The sequence below is a fragment of the Bacteroides sp. L008 genome (genome assembly GCF_040812255.1).
GTDB classification, from domain to species: Bacteria; Bacteroidota; Bacteroidia; order Bacteroidales; family Bacteroidaceae; genus Bacteroides; species Bacteroides vicugnae.
The window spans coordinates 173,460-199,580 of sequence record NZ_JBFNXO010000001.1; the positions used below are offsets into that span (position 1 = coordinate 173,460).

A 26,121-nucleotide genomic window follows, 5' to 3' on the forward strand; every position below is an offset into this window, starting at 1 on the left:
TACCCCCAAATAGTTCCCATTTTAGCTAATCTCCCTATATTGGGACGCTTTTTGCAAGTGGGATGCTCCCGTTCTTTTCGCGAAAAGACTACTTTTGTCGCTCAAAACAAAAAAACATGGTAAACGTAATTGTTCTCTGCATTGAATTGTTGCTGGATATTGTGGGCTTGGTATTGGGAATACTTGTTTATTCACGTTCTTCAGACAATAATGGACTTACAAAAGCATGGGGAGTATTGGCTATCACTCTGTCCCTTCTTCTTTTGTGTGATAATCTGGAATGGATGTGGATTTTCAGTAGAGGAGGTGAGGAGACGATTCCGCGTTTTACTGAAGTTCCGATGAATCATCTTTCGATATGGCATATTGTCCGGGTGATTGTCTTTTTTCAATTCTTTTCTATTTTTCCTATAGCCTCATTGAAACCGGGATGGATGACTTTTTCAAGAGTCGTCAGTTTATGTATTCCTATTTTGCTGATCACATGTATAGCTTGTTGTTATGAGTTTTTTAACGGTCACTATACTACTCTAAAATCTTTTGCCTCCATTCGGGAGAATATTGGAGAACAGGATGTACGGGTAAGGCTGATGCTGTTTATAATCAGTGTAATTACTCCTTCCGTAAATTTCCTCTTTCCATATATGAGACGATGGATCCCAGTCCGACGTAAACAGAGTAAGGCAATGTCGATTTATATGATGTGTTTTGCTATCATCATGTCCGGCTATATTTGGCTGATGCTGGGTACTAGTGGATTATGCTTTAACGTGTTCGGTTATATTGTAATCCTTCCCGTCCTTTTTTTAAATATACTATATTTGCGTAATGAGAATCCGCTTTCTTTACCTCCCCAGCCTGTAGAAGAGTTGGAGATGGAAGAAATAGAAGCCATTCGGGAAATTGCAGTTTCACCTGTCGTTCTTGAACTATCCAATCAGATGCAAAGTCTTATGAAACATAGTAAATCGTTTACTAATCCTCTATATTCCTTACAGGATTTCTTGAATGATTTGAATACGAATGAAAACAGACTCAATAAGGCTCTTCATTATGATGGCTTTTCCGGTTTCAGAGATTATATTAATTTCTACCGTTTGCAGTATTTTAAAGAACAGGCACAGCTGAAAAAAGACCTTACAGTAAAGGAATTAATGTTTTTGAGCGGCTTTACCTCCCGTTCCAGTTTTTACCGTTATTTTGCGAGTGTGGAAAAAATGTCTCCCAGTGAATATATGGAGATGCTCAATAGAGAAAATTAATAAGGAGTGTGGGAAAAGAATCACCACAGATCATAGAATTAGCACGGATTTGATTGTAATTCAAAGATTATCAATGCAGAATCAATGTTTCTTTTATGTAATCTGTGGTGAAACTTGAAACTAACAGGTTATTTATTTAGCTAAATCTCCTATTTCGTCTAAATTCTTCTGAATATCATCATCAGTCAATGAATAGTTTACCAAGTCACCGGCCAAATACTTATCATAAGAAGCCATATCAATCAGGCCATGTCCGGAAAGATTAAACAGGATTACTTTTTCTTCTCCTGTCTCCTTGCATTTGTTAGCTTCGCGGATAGCCGCTGCAATAGCGTGGCTGGACTCTGGAGCCGGAATAATACCTTCAGACTGTGCAAACAGACAACCTGCTTCGAAAGATTCCAATTGCTGTATATCTACTGCCTCCATCAGATTGTCCTTGAGCAACTGTGAAACGATGACACCTGCACCATGATAACGAAGACCACCGGCATGAATATGGGCCGGAGCAAAATTGTGTCCCAGGGTAAACATCGGTAGCAACGGAGTATATCCGGCTTCATCACCGAAGTCATACTGGAACTTACCACGTGTCAGTTTCGGGCAAGAAGCAGGTTCGGCAGCAACAAAACGAGTCTTTTTTCCTGCCTGTATCGTGTGACGCATGAATGGGAAAGAGATACCTCCGAAATTGGAACCACCTCCGAAACAACCGATTACGATATCTGGATATTCACCTGCCATTTCCATCTGTTTTTCAGCTTCCAGTCCGATAATAGTCTGGTGAAGAGTAACATGGCTAAGTACAGAACCGAGCGTATATTTACAGTTGGGAGTCATTTGTGCCAGTTCGATAGCTTCCGAAATAGCTGTTCCCAACGAACCCTGATAAGTGGGATGTTTAGTTAGAATATCCTTACCGGCACGGGTAGACATGGATGGAGAAGGGGTTACCTGTGCTCCGAAAGTCTGCATAATGCTGCGGCGGTATGGTTTCTGTTCATAACTGATTTTTACCTGATAAACAGCAGCTTCCAAACCGAAAACCTTAGCTGCATAAGAAAGAGCGGCTCCCCATTGTCCGGCACCGGTTTCAGTGGTGATGTTGGTCACCCCTTCTTCTTTGCAATAATAAGCCTGTGCCAATGCAGAGTTCAACTTATGTGAACCGATAGGGCTGACACTCTCATTCTTAAAATAGATATGAGCCGGAGTACCGAGTGCTTTTTCCAATCCGTAAGCACGAACTAGCGGAGTACTGCGATAGTATTTATACATTTCGCGCACTTCTTCCGGTATTTCGATCCATGCATCGGTCTGATTCAGTTCCTGATGACACAGTTCCTTAGCGAAAATCGGATACAAGTCTTCCGCTTTCAGTGGTTGTTTGGTTCCCGGATGTAACGGAGGCATAGGTTTGTTTACCATATCAGCCTGAATGTTGTACCAGTAGTGTGGAATTTCTTCTTCGGGTAAAATATACCGTTTTCTTTTTTCACTCATAATATTGTAGTTTTTTAGTTTCTTGTTGCCAAAAGTACTCAAATTTTTAATATTCAGAAAATTTTGTCAACAAAGAATCGGTTCTAATTGTTATTTTACTTAAGTTTGCACGACCCTGTTAAAAAAGATGATATGAAGATTTATCATAAGTTTTTATTGTATCAGAATAAACTGCTAAAACCCTATGTACGTATCTTGTTGGGGCTGGTAGAAGCACTCACCTATCTGGCATCTCTGTTGTTGATTGTCGGAGTAGTATATGAACACGGCTTTCCCTTATCCATAGATGAAGTGGCGAATTTGCAGACATTGTATAAAACAGTCTGGATCATCTTTCTGATTGATGTAACTTTACATATCTCACTGGAATACCGGAATACTAAAAAACAATACCGGCGATTGGCCTGGATATTAAGCGGATTGTTATATCTCACTCTAATACCCGTCATTTTTCACCGTCCGGAAGAAGAAGGAGCTATTTTGCAGATTTGGGAATTCTTGCATGGGAAGTTTTATCATCTCCTGTTGCTATTAGTCCTTTCCTTCCTCAACTTGTCCAATGGGCTGGTGCGCCTGTTGGGACGGCGTACCAATCCGTCCTTGATATTGGCAGTCAGTTTTATGGCTATTATCCTGATTGGAGCAGGCTTGTTGATGCTTCCGCGCTGCACGGTGAATGGCATTACTTGGGTGGACTCTTTATTTACGGCTACCAGTGCCGTATGTGTTACAGGGTTGGTTCCGGTAGATGTATCTACAACATTCACCACTTCCGGATTAGTTGTCATAATTCTATTGATTCAGATCGGCGGATTAGGAGTGATGACATTAACCAGCTTCTTTGCCATGTTCTTCATGGGGAACACTTCCATTTACAATCAGCTCGTTGTGCGTGATATGGTTAGTTCCAATTCGTTAGGCTCATTACTGTCTACCTTACTATATATATTAGGTTTTACTTTAGTGATTGAAGGGATTGGCATGGCCTCGATTTGGTTTAGTATTCACGGTACGTTGGGAATGACTTTGGAAGGGGAGTTAGGTTTTGCTGCTTTCCATTCTATATCAGCTTTTTGTAATGCAGGCTTTTCTACACTTTCCGGTAATTTAGGGAATCCGATGGTGATGACCAATCATAATGGACTGTTTATTTCTGTTTCTTTACTGATAATCTTCGGGGGGATTGGCTTCCCCATTCTTGTCAATTTCAAGGATATTGTATTGTATCACCTGCGTCGTTTCTGGAAATTGGTCTGTACACGTAAACTGGATCGTCACAAAATGCAGCATCTCTATAACCTGAATACGAAAATTGTGCTAATCATGACTTTCCTGCTTTTATTAATCGGTACATTAGCTATTGCTGCTTTTGAGTGGAATGCTTCCTTTGCCGGTATGCCTTTGGCAGACAAATGGACTCAAGCCTTCTTTAATGCCACTTGTCCGCGAACAGCCGGTTTCAGTAGTGTCGATCTGGCATCGTTGAGCGTGCAGACTTTATTGGTTTATCTATTCTTGATGTGGGTTGGCGGTGGTTCACAATCTACGGCAGGTGGTGTGAAAGTGAATGCTTTTGCGGTCGTGGTTCTGAATCTTGTAGCCGTATTGCGTGGTACTGAACGGGTAGAAGTGTTCGGCAGAGAATTGTCTTACGATTCAATCCGGCGTTCCAACGCAACAGTAGTCATGTCATTGGGAGTGTTATTCATCTTTATTTTCACATTGAGCATACTCGAACCGGGTGTTTCCATCATGGCATTGACTTTCGAATGTGTTTCTGCACTTAGTACTGTAGGATCCAGTCTGAATCTGACCCCTCATTTGTGTGATGCCAGTAAGTTGTTGGTATCCTTGTTGATGTTTATCGGACGTGTGGGATTGATAACATTGATGTTGGGAATTGTAAAACAGAAAAAGAATACAAAATACCGTTATCCGAGTGATAACATTATAATAAACTAAAGATATGAAGTATATTATTATCGGTTTAGGAAATTACGGTCATGTGTTGGCCGAGGAATTGTCTGCGTTAGGACACGAGATTATTGGTGCGGATATTAGTGAAAGTCGTATAGATTCAATCAAAGATAAGGTTGCTACAGCTTTTGTCATTGATGCCACTGACGAACAATCATTGTCAGTGTTACCGTTGAATAGTGTGGATATAGTGATTGTAGCGATTGGTGAGAATTTTGGTGCATCGATACGTGTTGTTGCTCTGTTGAAGCAGAAAAAGGTTCCCCGCATCTTTGCCCGTGCTATTGATGCAGTACATAAAGCAGTGCTTGAAGCCTTTGATCTTGAAAGAATCCTGACTCCGGAAGAAGATGCTGCCCGTAGTCTGGTGCAACTGCTCGATTTCGGCACAAACATGGAAGGGTTCCGCATTGATCAGGATTATTATGTTGTGAAGTTCACGGTTCCAGAAAAATTTGTAGGATATTTTGTGAATGAGTTAAATCTGGATGAAGAATTTCATCTGAAAATGATAGGCTTGAAACGGGCAAATAAGATAACCAATTGCCTGGGTATTTCTCTGACCGAACTTCATGTGAAGAATGAATTATCGGAAAATGAGAAAGTAGAAGAAGGAGATGAACTGGTTTGTTACGGTAGATACCGCGATTTCCAAGCTTTCTGGAAAGCTATTTAATGTGCAAAATCTAGTCAGATTTCAAGATAGAGGGATGATGATATTTGTTGGTAAAGTATAATGTTGGCAGTTATCCTCTTTGATTTCGTCTGATTATTGTAATTCCGGTTTGCAATTATTAATTGTTACAGGATGAAGTTGTATACTATATCCTATAGAGGTGAAATTAAGCTGCACAATCAGGCTTTGTGATGTTTCCGGTTTTCGTTGGTCGAACACGAGGTTGCCTAAACTATAGAAAATAGGCTTACCATTGAAATATTCCTCTTTCTGAATGACGTGCGGGTGATGTCCGATGATAGCATCCGCACCTGCACGAATGAGTCGGTGTGCTCCCTTTCTTTGGCTCAGAGTAGGGGAAGATTGATATTCGATTCCCCAATGGAGAATTACGACCACATAACTTTCGGGATTCTCTCGCTTGAAGTTTTTGATTTCCTCTTCTATTTCTTCCGTGGTTTGCTGGCAAATACCGGGATCATTTTCTAAATATACCCAATTCTCCAAAGGAAGTGTAACTGAATTGAAGAGTGCTACTTTCATTTTTCCTTTCTTTATCACTACAGGTTGGCAACTCTCGGAAGAAGTATTACCATATCCTATCGGAGTGATTCCTGCCGATAAGAGATGCTGATAAGTATCTGTCAATCCGTTTCGCCCCTGATCCATAGTATGATTATTCGCTAAAGCCGCATGACTGATGCCGGCTTTAACCAATTCTTCCATCCATCTCGGTTCCGCGCGAAAGATATATTTCTTGTGTAGTGGTGAACGAACCGAAGTGACGGGACATTCCAGGTTGATTACCGTAGCGTCCATTTGATGAAAGAGAGGAGCTACCGACGCAAATAAATCTTCGACACCTCCCCGTTGAATCTGTTGGCGTACCCCTCTGTCCAGAAGAACATCTCCGGTGAAAGCGATAGAGAGACATTCTTCTGACGGGTGCTGGCAGGCAGTAAGCAATAACAGACCTATACTACCTATAATCCGGTTAATTCGGGAAAAGGATATTAGCATCCTGAACTATAAAAAACTCTGTCATCTACTTTAGGTTCTTTCTCCAGCAGGATATTTTTCATCCATTCCGGGACGGCAGGCGCTTTCTTTTCTTCCAGCATTTTCTGCCACTCTTCGTCCGTGAGCCGGGTATCCAGTGGCTGGACAAACTCGTAGTAACTAAATGTGGCACCACGGGTAAGATAGAGATTACCCTCTATTTCTACTACCACATAGATATTGTTGGCATTTCCTGTTGCTACATGCAGTACTCCATTCTTATCACATCCCCTCACGTTGCGGGTATAAATATCAGCCACTACAGCTATCGACTTGTCCGGACCTTGCACTAATGACCAGTTATCCAGATGCAAATCAGGATCGAGCACAGACAAAGTGAAATATTCTATACTACTTCCCATATACTCAAGAGTGCGATATTCTTGTTCGGTCAGTTTTTTTCCCCGCAGTTCCTTTTCTGTTACTTGAATCAGAAAGCTGACATAGTCTTGCAACTGCTCTGTTTTTCCTTTCAAGTCATCCGTCAGACAGTTACTCTGTTGTAGAACCTGTTGGGTGGTTTGCAGAATTCCCGACATTTTCTTCCAGAAAGGAAGATTCGGTTCTACATACCCCACTACGATCGGATCAGGAGGTCCGGCACCTCCACATTCTGCAGCCATGGGCTGTTCTCCGTAAAGGATCGCGTCATGCTTCAATTCAGCCCAAGATGCCAGAGCTGTATTCAGGTTCTTGTATCCCCATTCGGGTGTTTGCATAAATCCCGGCTGGCTCTTGTCCGTTTTCTGCATGGTGAACAGACTTTTCATCCATAATTCGTAGACAGATACTTGTGCAGGCTGGGAAGCTTTGAATTTATCTTTCAGTTTTTGTAATTCTCCGGTATACTGGTTCCAGTTGCCCGGTTCTTTGTAAAAATCAGTCAGTAAAGTCTCGGCGGAGTTTACTCCGAAAGCGGCAAAGACATCCAATCCTTTCGGATAAGCACGTTTGCTGTTTGGGGTGACATCTACCAATTCCTGAAGTACTTCATTATCTGCCAGATATCTTTGTGGCATAAAGTTGATTTTGTCCCGGCAGGAGATTTCTATTTTAGGTTTGATCCTATTCTTGCTTTTTGCCAGTTCAATGAGCGCTTGATTCACCTTTTCTATTTGAACCGGAGTCAATGCATCTTCAGTATATTCTGCTTTATTTTTCTTCAGAATCTGTGCAATATCGAGAAGAGAAAGATTATCAGTCTCACCCATCAGGAAAGTAAGTGGTGTATAGACGCGTTGGTATAGTTCCATTAGTGGTGTCCTGGTCATATCCTTATAACTAGATAGTACGGTAGCCTGAAAGATTGCTTGTTTGAGCTGTTCTTGTTGTTCTCTGCAAAAGCAGGCAGTTTGAAGCCACATCATAGCCTGAAAGTATGCCTGTAATTGGGGTTCACGGGTATAATGTCCGCGTGGTTTGAAAAGACTGTATGGGAAGTATGCATCTTTGTATGAAAGAAACTCCGAGAAATCATCTTCTTGTGCATTAATATGTTCTATTTCCTGTTGATATGCTTTTTGATACTTAGCAGGGAGGTTGGGCGTTTCCTTTGTCAGCAAATAATAAGGGATAGCATAAAAAGTAGCGGCATATTCTGCCATATCTTTCAGAGATTCGTCTTCTGTCTGGCGGGAGATGCTTATGCAAGTTGCGTTGAGTGATAGACATAGTCTTTCCAAAGTAGGAATGATGTGTTGTTTCTCCAGACTTTTCAGTACATAAGAGAAATACATGTGAAATGCCTGTAAATATAAGTCAGTGGTGATGAAATTGGGCACTTGGCGATAATCATTTTCTTCGTAAGCATGAAACAACTGTAAGTTACTTCCTTCTGTAATGGCAAAGTTGTTCTGTTGCAACTTGGCTAGTAATGCCTCGTCTATATCTTTGAATTGGAACAGGTTGACTATATTATTTGCATTTCCTAAATAATAAGAGTCTCGTTGAGTAAACTGTTGCTGACGCATTTCTGCCATGCGAGCATCGATGCGTTCTACGAAAGCCTTCTCTTCAGCCGTCAGTTTGACTTCATCATAGTTTTCCGGAAATTTATTCTCTCCGTCCGCCTCCGATTCATCCCATAACTTCCAGACAAGATCATTATACCATTTCGTATTGGCCGAGAAGAAAGCATTGATGTCCGCTTCCATAAAATGATAACCATGTATAGCGTATGGATAACTACGTAATAAACGTAACTCCTGAAAAGAGTAACGACTGATATCCTGCTTCAAATCAATAGATTGAGGTAGAACAGTATCGGTCAATAATGAGGTGGCAGTCATAACAGTATCTTGTGCCGATGCCGTTGAGGTGTTTTTGTTCTTGTTCTTGCATCCGCAGAGAATAAGAATTAGTGTACAGGACAGTAATAATAGTCGTCTCATGTTTTTCATTATTCTATAAATTACTATATATAAATGATAGTATCTAACGTTAACGTTCAAGAATGCGTTTGGCCTCCTTTTCTTCTGTCTCGCGTTTCAGATATCCCTTAAAATCCAGACCAAAACCTCTCCATGCATATTCCGCTATCAGAAATTTTCCACTTCGTTCCCGTTCCATGGTACGTATCAATACAGGAGTATGTTCACGAATCACTCTAAAATCTTCCAAAGGTTGTGCTACCCTCGAACCTAACCAAAGTGGGCGGATATACGCTTCATCTGCAATCCGGTAAATGAATAACCGCTTGTCAGGTTTGGGATCGAATCGGGTAGGCTTGATAACCCCCACAATAATTTCCGGCATCCCGTCTCCTGTAACATCTCCATAATCAAATTGATAGACAGGGTAAGGCAATTTCCAAACAGAGTGGGAGGGTTGGTCTGTATTCAAATGAATGACATAGAGCGAATCAGATTCTTTGTTCAGAGATACTTCCATGTGTCTTTGATTTACTTGCCATTCAAACCTGTTTTCTTTCCGGCATGAACAGAACATCAGTAAAAGACCTGTAAAAATAAGGAAGTGAATCCTGTGCGACATATCTGTAACGTTTTCTTTTGCAAAGATAGATATTAACCTGTATTTACCTGCCTCTTTTCTCGTAAAAGTGAAAAGTCCAGTATATTATATATGAAAACCACCGGACTTCTCTTTAGTTAAGAAATCCGGTGGCTTATCAGATATTATAAAGCGTATGCCTTATTTCGTTTGAATACGAATATTTCCGGCTTTCACTCCATTTGCTTTGGCTGTAAATACAATTTCTCCGGCAGTTTCACCAGCTTGTATGATAGCTGTCAACATTCCGTTGAAAGTATGCATCTTCGGAAGATGGAATTGTTCCAGATTTGTCGGGTCGCCATTGGCTGCAGCACGATATTTACCGGTTCCCTTTGCAGAGAAGCTTATCTGACGATTATCAGTAGGGCAGAGGTTACCATCTTTGTCTACAACTTTCACAGTCACATACGCTAAGTCTTTTCCGTCTGCAGTCAATTCGTTACGGTTGCTGACCAGTTCGATGTGATGAGGCTTTCCGGCAGTGCGAACCACTTTTTCCGCTACTGCTTTTCCATCTTTGTTATAGGCTATTACTTTTACTTCTCCCGGTTCATATACAGCATCCATCCACATCAGACGATAGCGGTTCTTCAACGAACTATCGTTCTTGCTTTGTTTACCATAACTTTTACCGTTGATAAACAATTCGGCTGTAGGATAGTTGGTATATACAAATACAGGAGTCACTTCACCTTCACGTCCCGGCCATGTCCAGTGAGGCAGAATATGCAAGGTTTCCGCATCCTTGTTCCATACACTGCGATACAAGTAATAGCGGTCTTTTGGCAGACTGGCAAGGTCGATAATACCAAACATGGAACTGTGATTGGGCCATGCATCCGTATCATAAGGTGATGGTTCACCCAGATAGTCAAATCCTGTCCATACAAATTGTCCGATTGTCCAATGGTTATCATCGGCCAGTGCAAAGTCCTCATCCGGAATATTTGACCATGAACAGGCTTCCACATCATAAGAGGAACATTGATGGTCTTCATACTTAGTACTTTTCTTATCCTCTACCGGGAATTTGTATACTCCACGTGAACTGACAGTAGAAGCAGTCTCACTACCCAGAATCAGATTCTGCGGGAGTTGGTCATAAGATTCCTTATAGCGTTGGGTACGGTAATTAAGTCCCGGAATGTCAATCATTGCTGCAAATCCGTTCGCAAGTACACAAGTAACCTGATCCATTCCGCAGGTGACAGGACGTGTCGGATCTTCTCGGTGGCAAATGTCTTGCAGGAATTTAGCCACTTTATAGCCGACAGGACTACATTGGGTCGGTACTTCATTACCGATACTCCACATAATCACACACGGATTATTCCGATAATTATGGAGCATATTTACCATATCACGTTCCGCCCATTCATTGAAATAACGGTGATACCCGTTTTCACACTTGGCGATGTCCCATTCATCGAACGGTTCAATCATCATCATAAATCCCATTTCGTCACACAACGCTACGAGTTCGGGAGTCGGCATATTATGAGAAGTACGGATAGCATCACATCCCATATCTTTCAGCAATATAAGTTGATGGCGAAGCGCTGCCACATTAATAGCGGCACCCAGCGGACCTAAATCATGATGATTACATACCCCTTGGAATTTGCGATGTTTTCCGTTCAGATAGAAACCCTTATCAGCGATATATTCAATGCTGCGGATACCGAAACGGGTCGTGTAAGTATCCACCAGTTTATCATCTGCGTAAATTTTGGAAACAGCCTTGTAGAGCGACGGACTTTCCGGTGACCAGAGTTCGGGCGCATTTACAATAAAGTTTTGTTCGAATGGTTGTCCGTGATTAATGCGACTCGTATTCTCTTTGCTGGTAACCACTTTTCCATTCGGAGAAAGAATCTCTGTCTCTACACGGATTTGTGTTTTCTCACCCGCATTGTCAATCTTCGTTTGAAGACGTATGGCTGCAAAGTCCTTACTAACATGAGGAGTTGTGATTTGTGTTCCCCATACAGGCACATGCACTTTGTCTGTCACGATCAGATGCACATTACGATACAAACCTGCTCCCGGATACCAGCGCGAGGACTGCGGACGATTTTCCAAACGTACGGCCAGCGTATTATTCTTTCCGTCTTTATTCAATAGGGGCGTCACATTACAGTGGAAAGAGTTGTAGCCGAAAGGCCAGAAACAAGCTTCTTTTCCATTTACATAGACACGTGCTTCGCTCATGGCGCCATCAAAGAGCAGTGTCACCTCCTTATCGGCAGGAGCATCAAAACTGGTTCGATACCATCCGGTGCCTACATAAGGGAGCCCACCGGTACGTCCTGTTTTCAAGGAAGCCTTTTTCTCGAAGTTCTGTGTCACAGCTACATTCTGCAGGTCATTATTCATATCGAATGGACCGAAAATCGCCCAGTCATGTGGAATAACAACCGACTCCCATTTAGTGTCATTAAACTCCGGCTGGCTAGCCTCTTTAAAATCTCCTTTACTGAATTTCCAGTTTTTTTCGAGCAGCGTCTCACTGCGTTGTGCTTGCAATGTGCAAGCGGCGCCCATCAAAAGTACAGCTAATAACTGTTTTTGGTGTTTCATGTTCATTTTTGCTTTTCAGGTATAAAATATTTTGGATTCGGGGTAAAGTTATAAAAAATGATTCAATAATCTTATCTCTTGAAAGCATTAAATGCATTAGTGGGTTTACCGGTATCGTCAAACAAGCCTTTGTGATAGCCTTTCCAACCACCGTAACTTTGAGGTTCCCAAGTGAAAACACCGAGGCATTGATCTATTTCTTTAGCTTTAGTCATGAAATCGGTAAAAAACTCTTCAGCTTCTTCATAATTCCAGTAAATACCAAGCTCACACACCATGACAGATGTATGATACCGTTCAATCAGGCTTTTCATATTAGCAATACAATCATTGTTTAATTGTCGCCAGTCTTCGGTATCCGGTTCCGGATAAAGAGACATACCGATTACATCCCATTTTCCCCCATCAGCTTTCAGACCGTCAAACAGCCAGATATATCGATTGGGATTATTGCCCTGATCAATATGTACGATAACTTTAGCTTCCGGATAGATTGTTTTAACGGCATCGTATCCTGCTGTTACCAGTTGAGCGAAGTTGGCAGTTTTTCCGCTGCTAGCAGCTCCGTCGGGTTTTAACATGCCTGTACGTGTCTCGTTGCCCACCTGCACCCATTCCACATCGATGCCTCTTGCTTTGATTGCACTTAATACTTCAGTGGTATGGTCGGCTACTGCTTGTTTTAATTCATCAAAGGATAGGTCGGCCCAAGCTGCCGGTTTCTCTTGCCGTCCCGGATCCGCCCAAATATCACTATAATGGAAATCAATCATAATACGGTAGCCTAAGTTGTGGGCGCGCCATGCCTTAGTCACTACATCGTCTTTATCACACCATCCTCCCGGATTAAAGAAACCTTCCTCTTCCGACCATCCCTGATCGGGATTTACCCATACACGTAGACGGATGGCATTCATGCCCAGATCCCGGAGTAGTGACATACATTCATGTCCGTTTCCTTCAGCATCATAGAATTTGTAACCTTCCTTTTCCATTTCTGTCAACCAACTGACATCGGCTCCTTTGGCAAAACCGGACATGTCATAGGCTTGATCTTGATTTTCCGGAAATACCGGTTTATCATCATTGTCGTCACAGGCTGTGAAGAAGGCTCCGCACAGTAGTGCGGAAGCCATCAATATATTTTTGAATCGTTTCATAATTATATACTGTTATCTAAAGGTTATTTATTAGAAGCGGAATAAGTGCCGTCTATCAGATTGACTGTGATAGTATAAGTTCCGGCAGTCAATGGGATACCCTCGTTACTGTTATAATATAGTTTTCCATTGCTTCCTCCATACGCTCCGGTCCAGTCATCTTTTATATAAAACTTGATTCCCCAGTTAGAATCTTGTGATAACGTAATCGTTCCCGAATATTCTCCGGCAGTTCCTGTTGTGGCGATAGGATATAAATTGTTATCCCCCTCTATTCCATAATAACAATAGATGTTATTTCCAACTGCATAAGTTTTATAGGTCAACTCTTTTAATGAAACGTCAAACAGATAGAGACCGGCAGCGGGTGCAGGAATATTCTTTGCACTTCCATTAACAAGAGTTCCACTTTCTGCTGTACTTTCCGAATCATCATTAGCAATGGTGTACATTTTGCTGGTATCCCAGGCATCTCCTGATGAGAACAGGGTCATCGCATAATTTCCGTATTGTGAGTTGACATCCACTATACCTGCATATTTTTGTTCTTCCTTATAGTACACTTCAATTTTATGATCGTATGTCCAGTCGCTACCTTGGCCGATTCCCGGCAAATACAAATATTGTCCCTCTTCCGGTTCCGGCTCCGGTTCTATAGAACCTTCTTCTACTGATACAGTCCATTGTTGAGGGTTACTTAGATCGATAGAAAGCGTACACTCTCCTGCCTGTGGCACATTAACTGTTATGTCTCCGGCTGTTTCTCCGAGATTTAACGCTGTGCTGCTGCCGCTGAATGCCATAGGAGTATCTTTAGCCTTCGTGTCATCAATGTCGTATCCACCGTTATCATTCGGATTGGCGCATGTATGATCGTATAATTTCCCCGTTCCACTGATTTGGATAGTCATACTTCCGGCTGCATTAGCATTGAATGTAGCTGTCCATTTTCTGCTCGTTTGGTTAAATTCCATTGTTGCATCGATATCTCCACTGACGTTCAATGTTGGTATTTGTATTCCGTTCCATTGCTTATTATTCGTGTCAATTGTGATATAATAGCAACCTCCAACTCCTGGGAACCAACATTTCCAATCCCCTGCTGTAGTTAGTAGGAACGGCATTCCGGTTTCGTTGTCATTTCTCCAGATCGTTCCGTTGGCTTCTTTAATCAGGAAGTTGTACCAGGCATTTACTCCTACAAATCCTTTGTATACACCATCTGTATTTACTGAAAATAAACTCATACCGGTGTCTGTGCCGTTTTGATCCAGCATGCTGGCAAAACGCATATCCAGTTCATAAGGAGTGATGGTGATTACTTCCACATTGCTATATGCCGGTTCGATGTTGTTTCCCGTTGTTCCTTTCAGTCTGAAATAGAATTTAGTGGCTACATTGGCTTCAACCCCCAGATTATTGGTGACAATATTTAATTCAGCTCCATTGTAAGTCTTGGAAAGAGAGGTTTCGGTAGACTCAACGATCGTTCCGGAGAAATCTTCGTTTAATGCAACCTGTATACTTGTTTTCAATAAGTTGGTTGGTTTGAAATCCGGATTGTTGATAGCCAATGTCCGGTCGGTCCATGCCAGTGACAGAACATTTTTTTGTGCGATATCTTCCGTCAATACAATGTTGTTTGTAGAAGCTATCAATTCATTTTCTGTCAGGCTCGATAAATAATATTTATCTGCGTCATCTTCACAGGCACTCAATATAAAGAGAGCCGCCAATGAAAGGAACAGACTATTTATTGTTTTCATATATCGTTTGTATTAGAGGATGATTAATAATTTTCATTATATAAATTGGGATTAGCCGTCAGTTCGGTAGCCGGTATCGGATAGATATTATACTTGCTATTTACAGCTACGCCACCTTTTTCACCACCTTTCCATTGCCACAGATATTTGTCGGTAGTGAACATTCCGAAACGGATTAAGTCGGTACGACGGTATCCTTCCCAATAAAGTTCACGGGCACGTTCTTTTAGGATAAAGTCCAGTGTCAGGTCGGCTTCCGCTTTACTATGAGAGTCGTCGCCATAAGCACGTTCTTGCAGCTTATTGATATATCCCAATACGGTTCCTTTATCACTACCCGTTCCGCCACGTACCACAGCTTCCGCTATCATCAGATATATGTCTGCCAAACGGAATAAAGGATAATCTGTATTTACACCACCATCTGCAGTGTTGGAAGCGGTTGCTCCGGCATCTGTCAGGTTAGTCCATTTTTCTACAAAATATCCGTTTGCCTGATTATCTATCACATCCAGATATTGTGTTTGTCCGTCAGTGAAGAACATATAGCGCTTATCATCAGTTCCACTAAATAAGGCCGGAATTTCTCCGCGTACACGGAACATTCCCCAACCGCTTTTCACACCATAATTTTCAGGAATCTGTTTGTCGGAAGTATTACTTACGGCACCACAGACAATATATGTGGAAGAACCCCAAGATACGGTATGTGTGGCGTCCACAGGTAAGGTGAATATAATTTCGTTAGCAGTACGCTTATCATTATCCGCATTGAATAGTTTGCTGTAGTCATCTTCCAATGAATATCCCTGTGCGATAGCCTGTTGACAGGCAGCGATACATTCTGTATACTTCGACGTTTCAATATACACCTCTGCGTTCAGATAAAGTTTGGCAAGCAATGTGTAGGCGGCTCCTTGTGAAGCACGTCCATAAGGACAATTCCCTTTGCTAAGCATATCATTTGTAATGGCATTTAATTCAGATTCTATATAACTGAAAATTTGTGCAGACGTATAACGTGGAGGCAGATAACCGACAGTCGGGTCATTCTCTGTTATGAACGGGATATTACGGAATAAGTCCATTGCATGGTAGTAGAATAAAGCACGCATGAAACGAGCTTCAGCCCGGTAATGGCGGATTTCAGTTTGATCCTGTTCGCTAAATTCTGCCAGCTTTTCATCGGTTGCGTTACGGAGAAATTCATTGCATAATGCTATGTTATAATAAATCCGATAGTACATGTCCGATACCCAAGGATCATTAGCATCCCAACTTAAATAAGTCAATCCACTCACATTATCACCCGACAACCAGGTAGAGGCCACCTCGTCTGTTCCACATTCCTGCAGGTTGAAGAAGCAACGTATATAATCCTGTCCACTGTTACTGCTCAAGTCCGGATCACCCCCTTTTTCCTGTCCGGTGGTCACCATGGCAGCATATATCTTACCTAAAACGGCTTTATAGTTTTCAGCATTGGTATATATCGTAGAAGATGTTTCGTCTTCATGCGGATATTGGTCTAAGTCGCCTATGCAGGAGTTCAGCAATAATGCACTGCAAAAATAGAAGGCTGTATATAATATCTTTTTCATGATTCGCTTGTTTTTAAATAGTTAGAAGTTGAAACCTACATTCAGTGAGAAGGTGCGCGGACGTGGATAGAAGGAATTATCCACACCATTAGGAACCTCCGGGTCGACACCGCTGTACTTGGTGATACAGAATACATTCTGAACCATAGCACTCACATTCAGGCTACATCCTTTGCAGATTTGACCGAAATTATAGTTCAACGATAGATTATCCATTTTCAGGAAAGAAGCATTTTCTACATAATAGTCGGACAAGTACTGACGGGTCTGGAATCTAGTTTTCAGATAACTTGTAGACAGGTTATTCAATTGATAGGAGTTGTAGCTTACTGTTTCCCAGGCTCCGGCATTCATAGCCATGGCATTATAGACATAGTTGCCGATGTTTGCACGCAAGCTTGTACTCAAAGTCCATTTTTTCCAGCGCAGTGAAGCACTGAAACCGAGAATGTAATCCGGAGCGGGAGAGTGGTAACGATATAAATCGGAAGAGTTGATTTGTCCGTCTCCATTCACATCAAGATAGGCACCTTCTACCGGTTTTCCTGTTTTTTCATCATAGAGTTGATGATAAACGTAGAACATATAAGGGGCGTATCCCTCACTTAACGTTTGTACTTGGTAACTGTCGATATATGGACCTACTGAAGTATTTGTAGCGACAGCTCCGGCAGATAAAGACAGATTTTTTACCTTCATTTTTTGCCAAGTCATGTTGAAACTGACATCCCAGTTCCAGTCTTCTGTCTGTACAGGAGTTGCATTTACGCTGAATTCAATACCCTGACTGTCCACATTTCCCACATTGGTGGTGATGTTACGGTCGAAAGTGGTACCTGCTGCGGCGGGAACTGTTGCAATCAGATCTTTAGTCTGGCGAGTGTAGTAGTCAAAACTACCGGTAATACGGTCTTCCAGAAAGCCGAAGTCGAATCCTATATTCCATGAAGTAGTGGTTTCCCATTTCAAGTCAGGGACGTAAGAACTGGGACGGTACGTATGAATATATTCATTTCCCATGATACCTTCCGCACCATTTTGGCTTTGAGTATAGATAGGTAGATAATTGTAGTTACCAATACCGTCCTGTTGTCCGGTCACACCGTAACTGGCACGAATTTTCAGATTGCTCAATACCTTATTATCTTTCAGGAAAGATTCTTCCGTCACTCTCCATCCCAAGGCTACAGAGGGGAAAGTACCCCAACGTACATTCTTGGCAAAGCGTGAAGTAGCGTCCCGGCGGATGGTGGTGGTTAACATATAACGTGAATCGAACGAATAATTCAGACGACCGTAGTATGAAAGTAGTACATGGCGTTCGTCTTTAGCCTTTGAAGTCTTTTGTATTTCTCCCAGCGTGTTCATTTCGTAGTAAAGCGGAGTCGTAGCTTTCCAGTACTGATAATCGTAACCGGCTGTTACGTCAAAACTACTTTTAATCGATTCTACCAATTTGTTGTAGTTGGCATACAAAGTCAGCAGGCGATTTTCTTTCTTCTGCGGACCGTAGCTGTAATCCAGACCGGAAGTGGTGTAATTCTGTGCAGCTTCTGCCGGAACATATACACTTCCCTTACCTTGTGCATAGTCGTAACCTAATGTAGCGTGCAGCTTTAAGTCGGGGAAGAAATGAACACGATAGTCCGCATCGATATTTCCGATGAAACGTCTTACGTTACTTTGGGAATCATTCATTTTGATAAGTCCTACCGGGTTCATTACAGCACCGTTGACTGGTGCACCTGTATTGTCTATTGCTTCCGTGTATCCTCCAAAAGTATCCAGTCCTGAATAAACGGGGATGGTTGGGTTCATTGTAGAAGCTGCCCAGATAGCATTCGTGTTACCAAATGTATTGTTATTAATAGACCCTTTCGCATTAATATTCAGTTTCAAGTGGTCTTTGAAGAAAGAGGGGGTTACCATGATGCTTCCCGTGTAGCGTTCTGCGTTGTCTGTGCGTAACAAACCACTTTGATTGTAATAACCTACTGATATACGAAATGGCCAGTTTTTAGCAATTTTTCCGGAAATACTAAGATTATTATCCGTACCGAAAGCATTCTGATAGATTTCATCATTCCAGTCCGTATGGGCTGTGCCGAGTAGAGATTGTTGGGCAGTCGTTCCTTGCGTACGGATGGTGTTGACAAATTGGCTATAACTTAGCATATCAGCCAGCTTAGTACGTGTCTGGATGGAATTTGTCGTACTGAATGTAATCTTCAGTTTATCTGAACTTCCTTTCTTGGTAGTAATCAGAATAACTCCGTTGGATGCACGCGAACCGTAAATGGCAGTCGAAGAAGCATCTTTCAGAATGGTCATACTTTCAATATCGTTCGGGTTGATGAGGCTAAGGAAGTTTCCGTCATTACCGCTGATGCCTCCCTGTTCCAAAGGAACACCGTCCAGTACGATCAAGGGGTCATTACTAGCGTTCAGTGAAGCACCACCACGCACACGGATCGTACTTCCTGCAGTAGGAGAACCACTGTTGGACATGATTTGCACACCGGAAATCTTACCATTAATCAGTTGCTCGGGAGAGCTGACCAATCCCAGGTTGAAATCCTTGCTGCTGACGTTAGTCACCGAACCTGTCAGGTCGCTTTTACGCTGCGTACCATAGCCGATTACTACAACGTCGCTCAATACCTGTGAATCACTTTTCAGCTGGACATTCAAAGTAGTACTGTTGGCAGGAACAGGTACTACTTTTGTTTCATATCCTACATAAGAGAATTGCAACTCTTTGCTGCCCTGTGGCACATTGAGTGTATAATTACCGTCGAAATCGGTCACTGTTCCGGTAGAAGTACCGACAATGAGGATACTTACTCCGATCATCGGTTCCTTGTTCTCGTCAATCACTTGTCCGGTGATTTTCTTGCCTCCTTGTTGGGCGAAGGCAGGAATGATGCCTCCTAAAAAGGCTGTACATAACATAAGTAGTACAGTCAGATGGCGTAGATTTAAGATATTCCTGTTCATAATTACTGTGTTATTGATAATAGATTTATTTTTACTTTTTATTTAAAAATCAGCGGCTTTTCTCTTTCTGTCTCTTCCGTTTGCTCCCCCCTTTCAGAAGGCTTCAAACGTGGTTCAGACGGAAGATTCGTTCCTCACCGAGGAAGACCTTGTTCCTCACCGATGAACGACCCTTTCCTCACCGAGGAACGAAGGCTTCGACACCGGGGAACTTTAAGAACGATTATTCCAACCAGATATTTCCTAGTTCAATCTCAACTAACTCTTTCTTGTTTCCTGACATTGATAACTCCAGCTTTTCAATCCTTTCCGGTAAAAATGCGATTTCCGTTTCCGGATGGAAATACTGTTTCAAGAATGTCGGATAAGCTACCGGCAACAATGCCGTGTCTGTCTGGCGTAAATCTTTCAACGGTATCCGTATGATTCCCTCCGATGATGGAGCAGGACAAGGGCTTTTATAAGTATATCCGTCTGACGTTACGAAACCGGCACTGAATCCTTCCGGAAGTGCTTTCGTGCGATTTACCCGGATACAGAGAACGCTACAATCCTTTACTCTTTCTTTTCTTTCTTCAATCAGGTTCTTTACGAACGTGCGGAGGAAATAGTGCGGATTTTCTCCTTTAGGAGTAAACCGGAACCGGAGCAAAGGTTTTTCCACCGGAGAAGAATCAACCAAAGTACGTTGGAGATCATTCCATTCGGGAAGCGTGTATGCTTCTATCCGGCTATCTGCGTCCGTAATAGTCAATAGTGGTATCGCACTATCTGGGGCAACAACACGAGTAGTCCAATAGGCTCCGGAAGTATAATTCCACTCCAGTGGATTTCCCTTTATTCCCGATGATGAATTCCTGTAACCGGAATTTCCTGTGGGATAAGTGCGAGTGCTGTTGCCCCGGCATACGATGATGTTATACCTGAAACAATCATCCTTTATTTCTGTAGCGGGTATCGTTGCCTGATAGGTATATCCGCCTGTACGTTTCATCTTGATATATGGATTGTGCTCATTCCAAAAAGATATCTTATCGGTGTAGATAATCACAGAATCCGGGAATTCGGTTCCTACTACCTGTGCACTAATCGTCAAATCCTTATTTGCTTCAGTGGTTTCCGATGGAGTATGAACGACTTTATAATCCGTCACACGTGGAGCAGGAGCCACATATTCTCCGATGCGGATGGAATTCCATTGAGAGTCTGCCTGCCAGTTCTGTTTGGGCGTACAGTTTTTACGTTTCAGCAGATAGGTACCCGGACAAAGTCCGCGGATAATCCCGTCTGTCACATCTCCTTTCTGCTGATTTCCTTGATTGAGGGCCGTAAAGGTAAATTCCATTCCTAAATCAGGTATTTGCAGAGCCATGTCCCAAGCACCATAAGCGATGGTAACCACTTCTTTATCAAGTGACGGTTTAGCAAACGGATCGTTCACTACTACCGCGTCCGGCATCACTTCCAGTCTCCAGACTCCCGGTTCGAGGCAATCCATGAAATAAGCACCTGTTCCCTCATAACGAATAATCGGAGAACTGCCACAACCGGCAATGGAAACAAGTTGTGACGCATCTTTGGGCCGGGTGTTGGTATGATTGGAATAATAGAATTTCTTTCCATTATTTAATTCACTCAAGTCCTCCGTATAACTGACACGAAAACCGTCACCAAATAAAGTGTCCTGTGGATAACTGCCGTATGATTCACCTCTTTTCAGATTGCGTGCAGCTTCGGCGGCTATCTTCATACTGATAGCTTTATGAGGCGTATAGGCAAGATTCAAGAAATGAGTCTGATATTCCGTATTGGCATAAGCGATATCCATCGGATCATACGCAAACTGGGTAATCCATTGGAAGCCTGCTGTACGGAAAGTACGTACCATGGCCGGATACATATAAGAATACATGATATCTGCCGGATCGAACTCATATACCATCCGTGTTTTCTTATCGAATCCTTTCACTTTATCGGAAAAGGGAATATCATAGCGGTCTATAGATGGAAGGAAATTTCCCTGCTGTGTCTGTCCGGATACCAGTCCGATGGGATACCATTGATAAGTAGTTCCCTGAATGGCAGTTTCATAATAAGCCTCTACTACATATTCGTTGTGGCTTACATTATAGAATACAGGTTTGCGGTTTCCTGTTTTATTGATCGCTTTCAGCATCTGGTTGATATAGGCTTTTACCTCTTCCTTCGTACCGGAATGACAAGGTTCATTATTGATTTCGAACCCAACAATGGAGGGATCGTCTTTATAAGCTAACCCCGTATATGGATTGACGTGCTTCACCAAACCATGAAGATAGGTTTCTTGTGCAACGATAGCTTCCGGATGGGAGTGCATATCGCATTTATCATATTGATAGGAGAAGCCGCCCGTCTGTATGTTTCGTTCGGGATATCCGTTCCCGAAGTTGGTTTGTGTGGTAATCACAATATGAATATTGCGCTCTTTGAGTTTGGCAATCAGATAGTCCATCAGGTCGAGATGCTCGTTTTCGAGGAGATTTCCTTGTCCGTCTGTCAGTTCCACATCCCATAAATGAATACGGTAAGCATTCAGCCCCAGACGGGAAATATGATATACATCTTTATCTATGGCAGCTTTGCGGTCCAGTCCCAAATATCCAATGGCACGGTAAGCATGGGCGAAAGGCAGCGTATAATTAACACCGAAAAAGGAAGCCTCCCGGCGGGTGTCACTCCAGCGCATCACCCCATTTCCATCTATATATATAATAGGTGTAGAGGATGATTTGCCCTGCACTTTGACAAAGGCAGATATCAAACAAATAAAGGTAAGGATCAACAGTCTTTTCATGCTATCAAATTTATCGGTTTATTGACAGCAACAAAAGTAATTTATTGGTCATTTCAATAAAAGCACAGATTGGACATATAAGGATAAAAATAGGACGAAATGTCCCAAAATGCCTCTACAGGTCTTCATTAAGGTACTGACGTGGCGTTTTTCCGAATTCTGCCTGAAAACATTTGGAGAAATAAGAATGATTGGAAAAGCCTACCATATACATCACTTCGGCAATGGTAAATTTCTTTTGTTGCAATAACATGGCCGCCTTTTTCATACGGATCGACTTGATGTATTCTACTGGAGACATTCCGGTCAGTTGTTTGATTTTCCGGTAAATCTGCTTATTGCTGATACCGGATAATTCACAAAGTGCGTTCACATTCAATTCTGATTCAGAAAGATGGTCCTCAATCAGGCGGATAATGTTCGACAGAAATTTCTCATCTTGCGATTCAGCTTCGATTGGTTTAAGCACAGGCAACGATTCCAACTGCTTTTTCACCAGTGTTGCCGGAATCTCTTCTTTCTCTACAGCGATAACTGGAATATTCAGGCCAATGGAAGTTCCTTTTCCTTCGTCCGAGGTGACTCCGCTGATGTGACCGCCATGAAGCTCCGTGTAAGTCTTGACCAGATAAAGTCCGATACCCGTACCTTCCTTATTGCCGGAATGTGGAGACTGGAAAAAACGCTGGAAGATATAGGGAATATCTTGTTGCGGGATTCCGGTTCCTGTATCTGAAACACAAATATCCAACAATTCCGTTTCTTCACGATAGAAAAGAGACAGACGGACGCTTCCACCATCCGGGGTGAATTTGACGGCATTTGAAAGCAGATTATCTAAAATCACTCCAAGTTTGATGGCATCCATATCAGCATAAATCTTGGCTTTATTCGTCTCGAAATGGAATGTGATCCGTTTGTTTTCCTCATAGACAGAAAACAGGCTATGGCTGAATGACACAAGTTCGATGCGCGACAAAATCAGCAGCGAATCTTTATTATCCTCTATCCGGTTGAAGTTTAATACCTGATGAATCAATGAGTTTATTTTCATTGCATTACGCAGCACCTCCTCCAGTGTCTGTTTCTCATGCACTTCTTCTGCAACGGGGAGCAATTGACTGACAGGAGCGATAATCCGGCTAAGCGGTGTCTTTAATTCATTAGACAAATTGGTAAAGAAAGCCATTTTCTGGCGTGATTGCTCCAGAATCTTCTCTTTTTCCATCCGTTCCATTTTCAGACGGTTCTTGACACGGAAAAAGTTGATAACCCAGGCAATGAGGCTCAAGAATAAAAGAATGTAGACTATCTTTGCCCAAAGTGTGTAATACCATGGAGGGAGAATTTTAATATTCAGGATATATGGATGCTCGGAAGGAGAACCGCTCTTTTCTACTTTGCTGATTACCAGCTGATAATCCCCATAACCCAGATTACTGTACGTAATGCGATTCGTGTTGGATTGCAGGAAATTCCATTCTTTGTCCATACCTTCCAGCCGGTAGACGAATTCATGTTTTTCTTCCAGCGAGTAGGGGAGGTCTGAAAGTTCGAAAGCCAGGTTGTTCTGGTCGTATTTTAGTTCGATAGCATCTGTATAGCGGATGTTGGGAATATTCTTTCCGGTATGCGGAGACATCAGTTGATTGTTGATATATAAAGCGGTCAGTAAAATGGAGTGTTCCGGCTGACTCATGGCTTGTATTTCGGGACGGGATATGCCGAACCCATCTGCACCTCCCAGATAGATATTTCCATCTTCCGGATCAAACAGGAGACTGGTGAAGCGTTTATTTGTCAGGCTTTGCTGGTGGGTATCCATCGTTTTCCGGTCGATGATCCAAAGTCCGTTAGTCGTGGAAACCCAGATATGTTCTTTTACAGAGGTCATAGACAGAATCTCGTTATTGCTGAAATTGCCGAAAGAGATACTTTGCTGACTCGAGTCTTTGGGATTGATACGCATCACTCCTCCGTGAAATCCTACCCAAAGCATGCCGTCTTCATCCCGTAAAAGGTAGTTCGGGCTCTTCTCGCCACTTAATTCATCGGCAAACAGCTTTGTCACTTGTCGCGTACGGGCATTGATTTTGTCTATCCCTTTGCTGTTGTATAACAATACCCATACATTACCTTCCGCATCAGGGACAATCTGATTAATGAACATCCCCGACAGACCATTATGAATGGAATAATTTTGATCGGCCACATACGATCTTCCGGCAGATTGTATCAGTTTATGTTTGTCCGCAACAAAGATACCTCCGAGACAGGTAGCGATCCAAAGCTTCCCGTCAGTATCTTCAAACAGGTAATAAGCCCAGTTGGTATTATAAGTTCCTGTACTGTCTACGATGTTGTAGTGTACAAATTGATGGGTATTATAGTCATAGCGGTTGATACTTCCGTCTGTGGCTATCCATAACTGCTGTTCTCTATCCTCGTAGATGTGCCGTATCCGGTTGTGGGATAACGGATGGTTTTTATCTCCCATTCTATACCAGATAGCATCGTGTTTATTGCCTGCAGGATGGGTGAACCGGATCACTCCGTTTGTACCTCCGAACCAATAGAATCCTTTGGAATCCCGGAACAGGGAATAGAACTGATTTCCGTCTCCTGTGCCTGTGATTTGAGAAATCGGTACAAATTGCAGCGCACTGTTATAGCGTGACAGGGAAATGCCGTAATCTGTTCCCAGCCAGATATTATGTTCCTGATCCGAGAATATGTTCCAGATAATATTGTTGGTTAGTGACTGGATATTGCGTGAATCGTGAATGATATGCTGCAAAGGCTCTTTGTCATTCTGGTATACATAAAGCCCGTTGTCTGTACCTGCCAGCAAATTTTCATCTCCGTCCAGTGCCAGTGATTTGATGGAGTTGTTATGAAATACCTCTATCGCCTTCATCTCTCCTGTAGTGGGATTGTATTGGAAGAGATAACCTTCCATCCCGATCCAGATACATTGTCGGGTGGTGTCTTCCAACAGAGAATTGACAAACAAATTGCTGCCTCCCCGGTTAACAGGCAAAAGGATGTTTTCAAATTTTCCACTTGCCTGTACATAGCGGCATAATCCGTTGTAAGTACCTATATAAATTTGATTGTCCTTTGTCTGAATGATGGAATAGATGGTGTTATGAGACAACCCACTCTGTTTGCTATCGAAGTGATTCAGTTGACGGCTTTTTAACTGATAAGTATATAATCCGTTCAACGAACCTATCCACAACGTATCTCCCTGAAGCACCATGGTACGGACATCCGTTGGAAAATCAGTATCCGGTTGCTCATATTGGTCTGTTCGATAGTTGTAAATAAGAATCCCGTTATCTGTTCCCAGATATAAATAAGTATTGTCTGCTATAATACCGCAGTAGATACGTGTGTTAGTGCGTTCTCCATACGTGAAATGCTGTTGTGTGGAATAACCGTCATAACTGAATAACCCCTTGTTGGAACCCACCCATATCAGTCCCTCGCTATCTTGCAGGAAGCAACTGATCACCGAAGCTTCAGTCCCGAGATAGATGTTGTCGAATTGCTGATAATTTACTTTTTGCCCATATACATTGCCACTGGTACAGTAGACAAGGATGAGAAAAAGAATTGTTGTAATTCGTTCGCGCATGGTGTTAGGTTTGCAGGTTTTTAAATCTGTAATTGTTGTAAAAGTATTCCTTCTT

At 42.3% G+C, this 26,121-nt stretch carries 14 protein-coding genes; 3 read left to right on the forward strand and 11 right to left on the reverse strand.

The window, feature by feature from the left end; genetic code table 11:
• The first annotated feature begins 116 nt into the window (after positions 1-116).
• On the forward strand, positions 117-1,262 hold the full coding sequence (locus tag AB3G73_RS00760) for a helix-turn-helix domain-containing protein (protein ID WP_148367970.1): 1,146 nt from the start codon (positions 117-119) through the stop codon (positions 1,260-1,262).
• A gap of 132 nt (positions 1,263-1,394) precedes the next feature.
• Here the strand turns inward: AB3G73_RS00760 and AB3G73_RS00765 are convergent, their stop codons facing one another.
• Entirely contained in the window at positions 1,395-2,765 is a 1,371-nt protein-coding gene (locus tag AB3G73_RS00765; RefSeq protein WP_195650169.1) for a TrpB-like pyridoxal phosphate-dependent enzyme, read from the reverse strand.
• Positions 2,766-2,897: 132 nt separating this feature from the next.
• On the opposite strand from AB3G73_RS00765, the gene AB3G73_RS00770 reads away from it, so the two are divergent.
• Together AB3G73_RS00770 and AB3G73_RS00775 are read left to right on the forward strand one after the other, a co-directional pair.
• Positions 2,898-4,727, forward strand: coding sequence for a TrkH family potassium uptake protein (locus tag AB3G73_RS00770; RefSeq protein WP_148367968.1), 1,830 nt, complete (start codon positions 2,898-2,900; stop codon positions 4,725-4,727).
• A gap of 4 nt (positions 4,728-4,731) precedes the next feature.
• A complete protein-coding gene (locus AB3G73_RS00775) occupies positions 4,732-5,418 on the forward strand; it encodes a TrkA family potassium uptake protein (protein ID WP_148367967.1) in 687 nt (228 codons plus the stop codon).
• A gap of 93 nt (positions 5,419-5,511) precedes the next feature.
• Here the strand turns inward: AB3G73_RS00775 and AB3G73_RS00780 are convergent, their stop codons facing one another.
• The 10 genes from AB3G73_RS00780 to AB3G73_RS00825 all read right to left on the reverse strand — a co-directional run bounded on the left by AB3G73_RS00780 (position 5,512) and on the right by AB3G73_RS00825 (position 26,066).
• Positions 5,512-6,438 (reverse strand): CapA family protein, encoded by a 927-nt coding sequence (locus AB3G73_RS00780; protein ID WP_367741771.1) that lies wholly within the window; start codon positions 6,436-6,438, stop codon positions 5,512-5,514.
• Positions 6,432-8,867: a DUF3160 domain-containing protein gene (locus AB3G73_RS00785; RefSeq protein ID WP_367741773.1), complete on the reverse strand. Its 2,436-nt coding sequence runs from the start codon at positions 8,865-8,867 to the stop codon at positions 6,432-6,434. The genes AB3G73_RS00780 and AB3G73_RS00785 overlap by 7 nt, the downstream gene beginning before the upstream one ends.
• A 49-nt stretch (positions 8,868-8,916) precedes the next feature.
• Positions 8,917-9,366, reverse strand: a complete 450-nt coding sequence (locus AB3G73_RS00790) for a nuclear receptor-binding factor 2 (protein WP_148367964.1) — start codon at positions 9,364-9,366, stop codon at positions 8,917-8,919.
• Positions 9,367-9,627: 261 nt separating this feature from the next.
• Positions 9,628-12,075 carry a beta-galactosidase GalB gene (gene galB, locus AB3G73_RS00795; RefSeq protein ID WP_367741775.1) on the reverse strand — a complete coding sequence of 816 codons (2,448 nt, stop codon included), beginning with the start codon at positions 12,073-12,075 and terminating at the stop codon, positions 9,628-9,630.
• A gap of 65 nt (positions 12,076-12,140) precedes the next feature.
• Positions 12,141-13,229, reverse strand: a complete 1,089-nt coding sequence (locus tag AB3G73_RS00800; RefSeq protein WP_367741777.1) for an arabinogalactan endo-beta-1,4-galactanase — start codon at positions 13,227-13,229, stop codon at positions 12,141-12,143.
• A gap of 23 nt (positions 13,230-13,252) precedes the next feature.
• Positions 13,253-14,995 carry a DUF5114 domain-containing protein gene (locus AB3G73_RS00805; RefSeq protein ID WP_367741778.1) on the reverse strand — a complete coding sequence of 581 codons (1,743 nt, stop codon included), beginning with the start codon at positions 14,993-14,995 and terminating at the stop codon, positions 13,253-13,255.
• 23 nt (positions 14,996-15,018) lie between these two features.
• The gene (locus tag AB3G73_RS00810; protein ID WP_367741781.1) at positions 15,019-16,596 is read right to left on the reverse strand and encodes a RagB/SusD family nutrient uptake outer membrane protein; all 1,578 of its coding nucleotides are present in this window, start codon (positions 16,594-16,596) and stop codon (positions 15,019-15,021) included.
• A gap of 21 nt (positions 16,597-16,617) precedes the next feature.
• A complete protein-coding gene (locus AB3G73_RS00815) occupies positions 16,618-19,593 on the reverse strand; it encodes a SusC/RagA family TonB-linked outer membrane protein (RefSeq protein ID WP_367741783.1) in 2,976 nt (991 codons plus the stop codon).
• Positions 19,594-19,816: 223 nt separating this feature from the next.
• The gene (locus tag AB3G73_RS00820) at positions 19,817-22,426 is read right to left on the reverse strand and encodes a cellulase family glycosylhydrolase (protein WP_367741787.1); all 2,610 of its coding nucleotides are present in this window, start codon (positions 22,424-22,426) and stop codon (positions 19,817-19,819) included.
• Positions 22,427-22,541: 115 nt separating this feature from the next.
• On the reverse strand, positions 22,542-26,066 hold the full coding sequence (locus tag AB3G73_RS00825; protein ID WP_367741790.1) for a two-component regulator propeller domain-containing protein: 3,525 nt from the start codon (positions 26,064-26,066) through the stop codon (positions 22,542-22,544).
• Positions 26,067-26,121: the final 55 nt, after the last annotated feature.

Bases quoted from the DNA above. Each gene is read 5' to 3' on its own strand.
- AB3G73_RS00760 (WP_148367970.1), top strand. From the start codon at position 117: ATGGTAAACGTAATTGTTCTCTGCATTGAATTGTTGCTGGATATTGTG.
- AB3G73_RS00765 (WP_195650169.1), bottom strand. From the start codon at position 2,765: ATGAGTGAAAAAAGAAAACGGTATATTTTACCCGAAGAAGAAATTCCA.
- AB3G73_RS00770 (WP_148367968.1), top strand. From the start codon at position 2,898: ATGAAGATTTATCATAAGTTTTTATTGTATCAGAATAAACTGCTAAAA.
- AB3G73_RS00775 (WP_148367967.1), top strand. From the start codon at position 4,732: ATGAAGTATATTATTATCGGTTTAGGAAATTACGGTCATGTGTTGGCC.
- AB3G73_RS00780 (WP_367741771.1), bottom strand. From the start codon at position 6,438: ATGCTAATATCCTTTTCCCGAATTAACCGGATTATAGGTAGTATAGGT.
- AB3G73_RS00785 (WP_367741773.1), bottom strand. From the start codon at position 8,867: ATGAGACGACTATTATTACTGTCCTGTACACTAATTCTTATTCTCTGC.
- AB3G73_RS00790 (WP_148367964.1), bottom strand. From the start codon at position 9,366: ATGGAAGTATCTCTGAACAAAGAATCTGATTCGCTCTATGTCATTCAT.
- galB (WP_367741775.1), bottom strand. From the start codon at position 12,075: ATGAACATGAAACACCAAAAACAGTTATTAGCTGTACTTTTGATGGGC.
- AB3G73_RS00800 (WP_367741777.1), bottom strand. From the start codon at position 13,229: ATGAAACGATTCAAAAATATATTGATGGCTTCCGCACTACTGTGCGGA.
- AB3G73_RS00805 (WP_367741778.1), bottom strand. From the start codon at position 14,995: ATGAAAACAATAAATAGTCTGTTCCTTTCATTGGCGGCTCTCTTTATA.
- AB3G73_RS00810 (WP_367741781.1), bottom strand. From the start codon at position 16,596: ATGAAAAAGATATTATATACAGCCTTCTATTTTTGCAGTGCATTATTG.
- AB3G73_RS00815 (WP_367741783.1), bottom strand. From the start codon at position 19,593: ATGAACAGGAATATCTTAAATCTACGCCATCTGACTGTACTACTTATG.
- AB3G73_RS00820 (WP_367741787.1), bottom strand. From the start codon at position 22,426: ATGAAAAGACTGTTGATCCTTACCTTTATTTGTTTGATATCTGCCTTT.
- AB3G73_RS00825 (WP_367741790.1), bottom strand. From the start codon at position 26,066: ATGCGCGAACGAATTACAACAATTCTTTTTCTCATCCTTGTCTACTGT.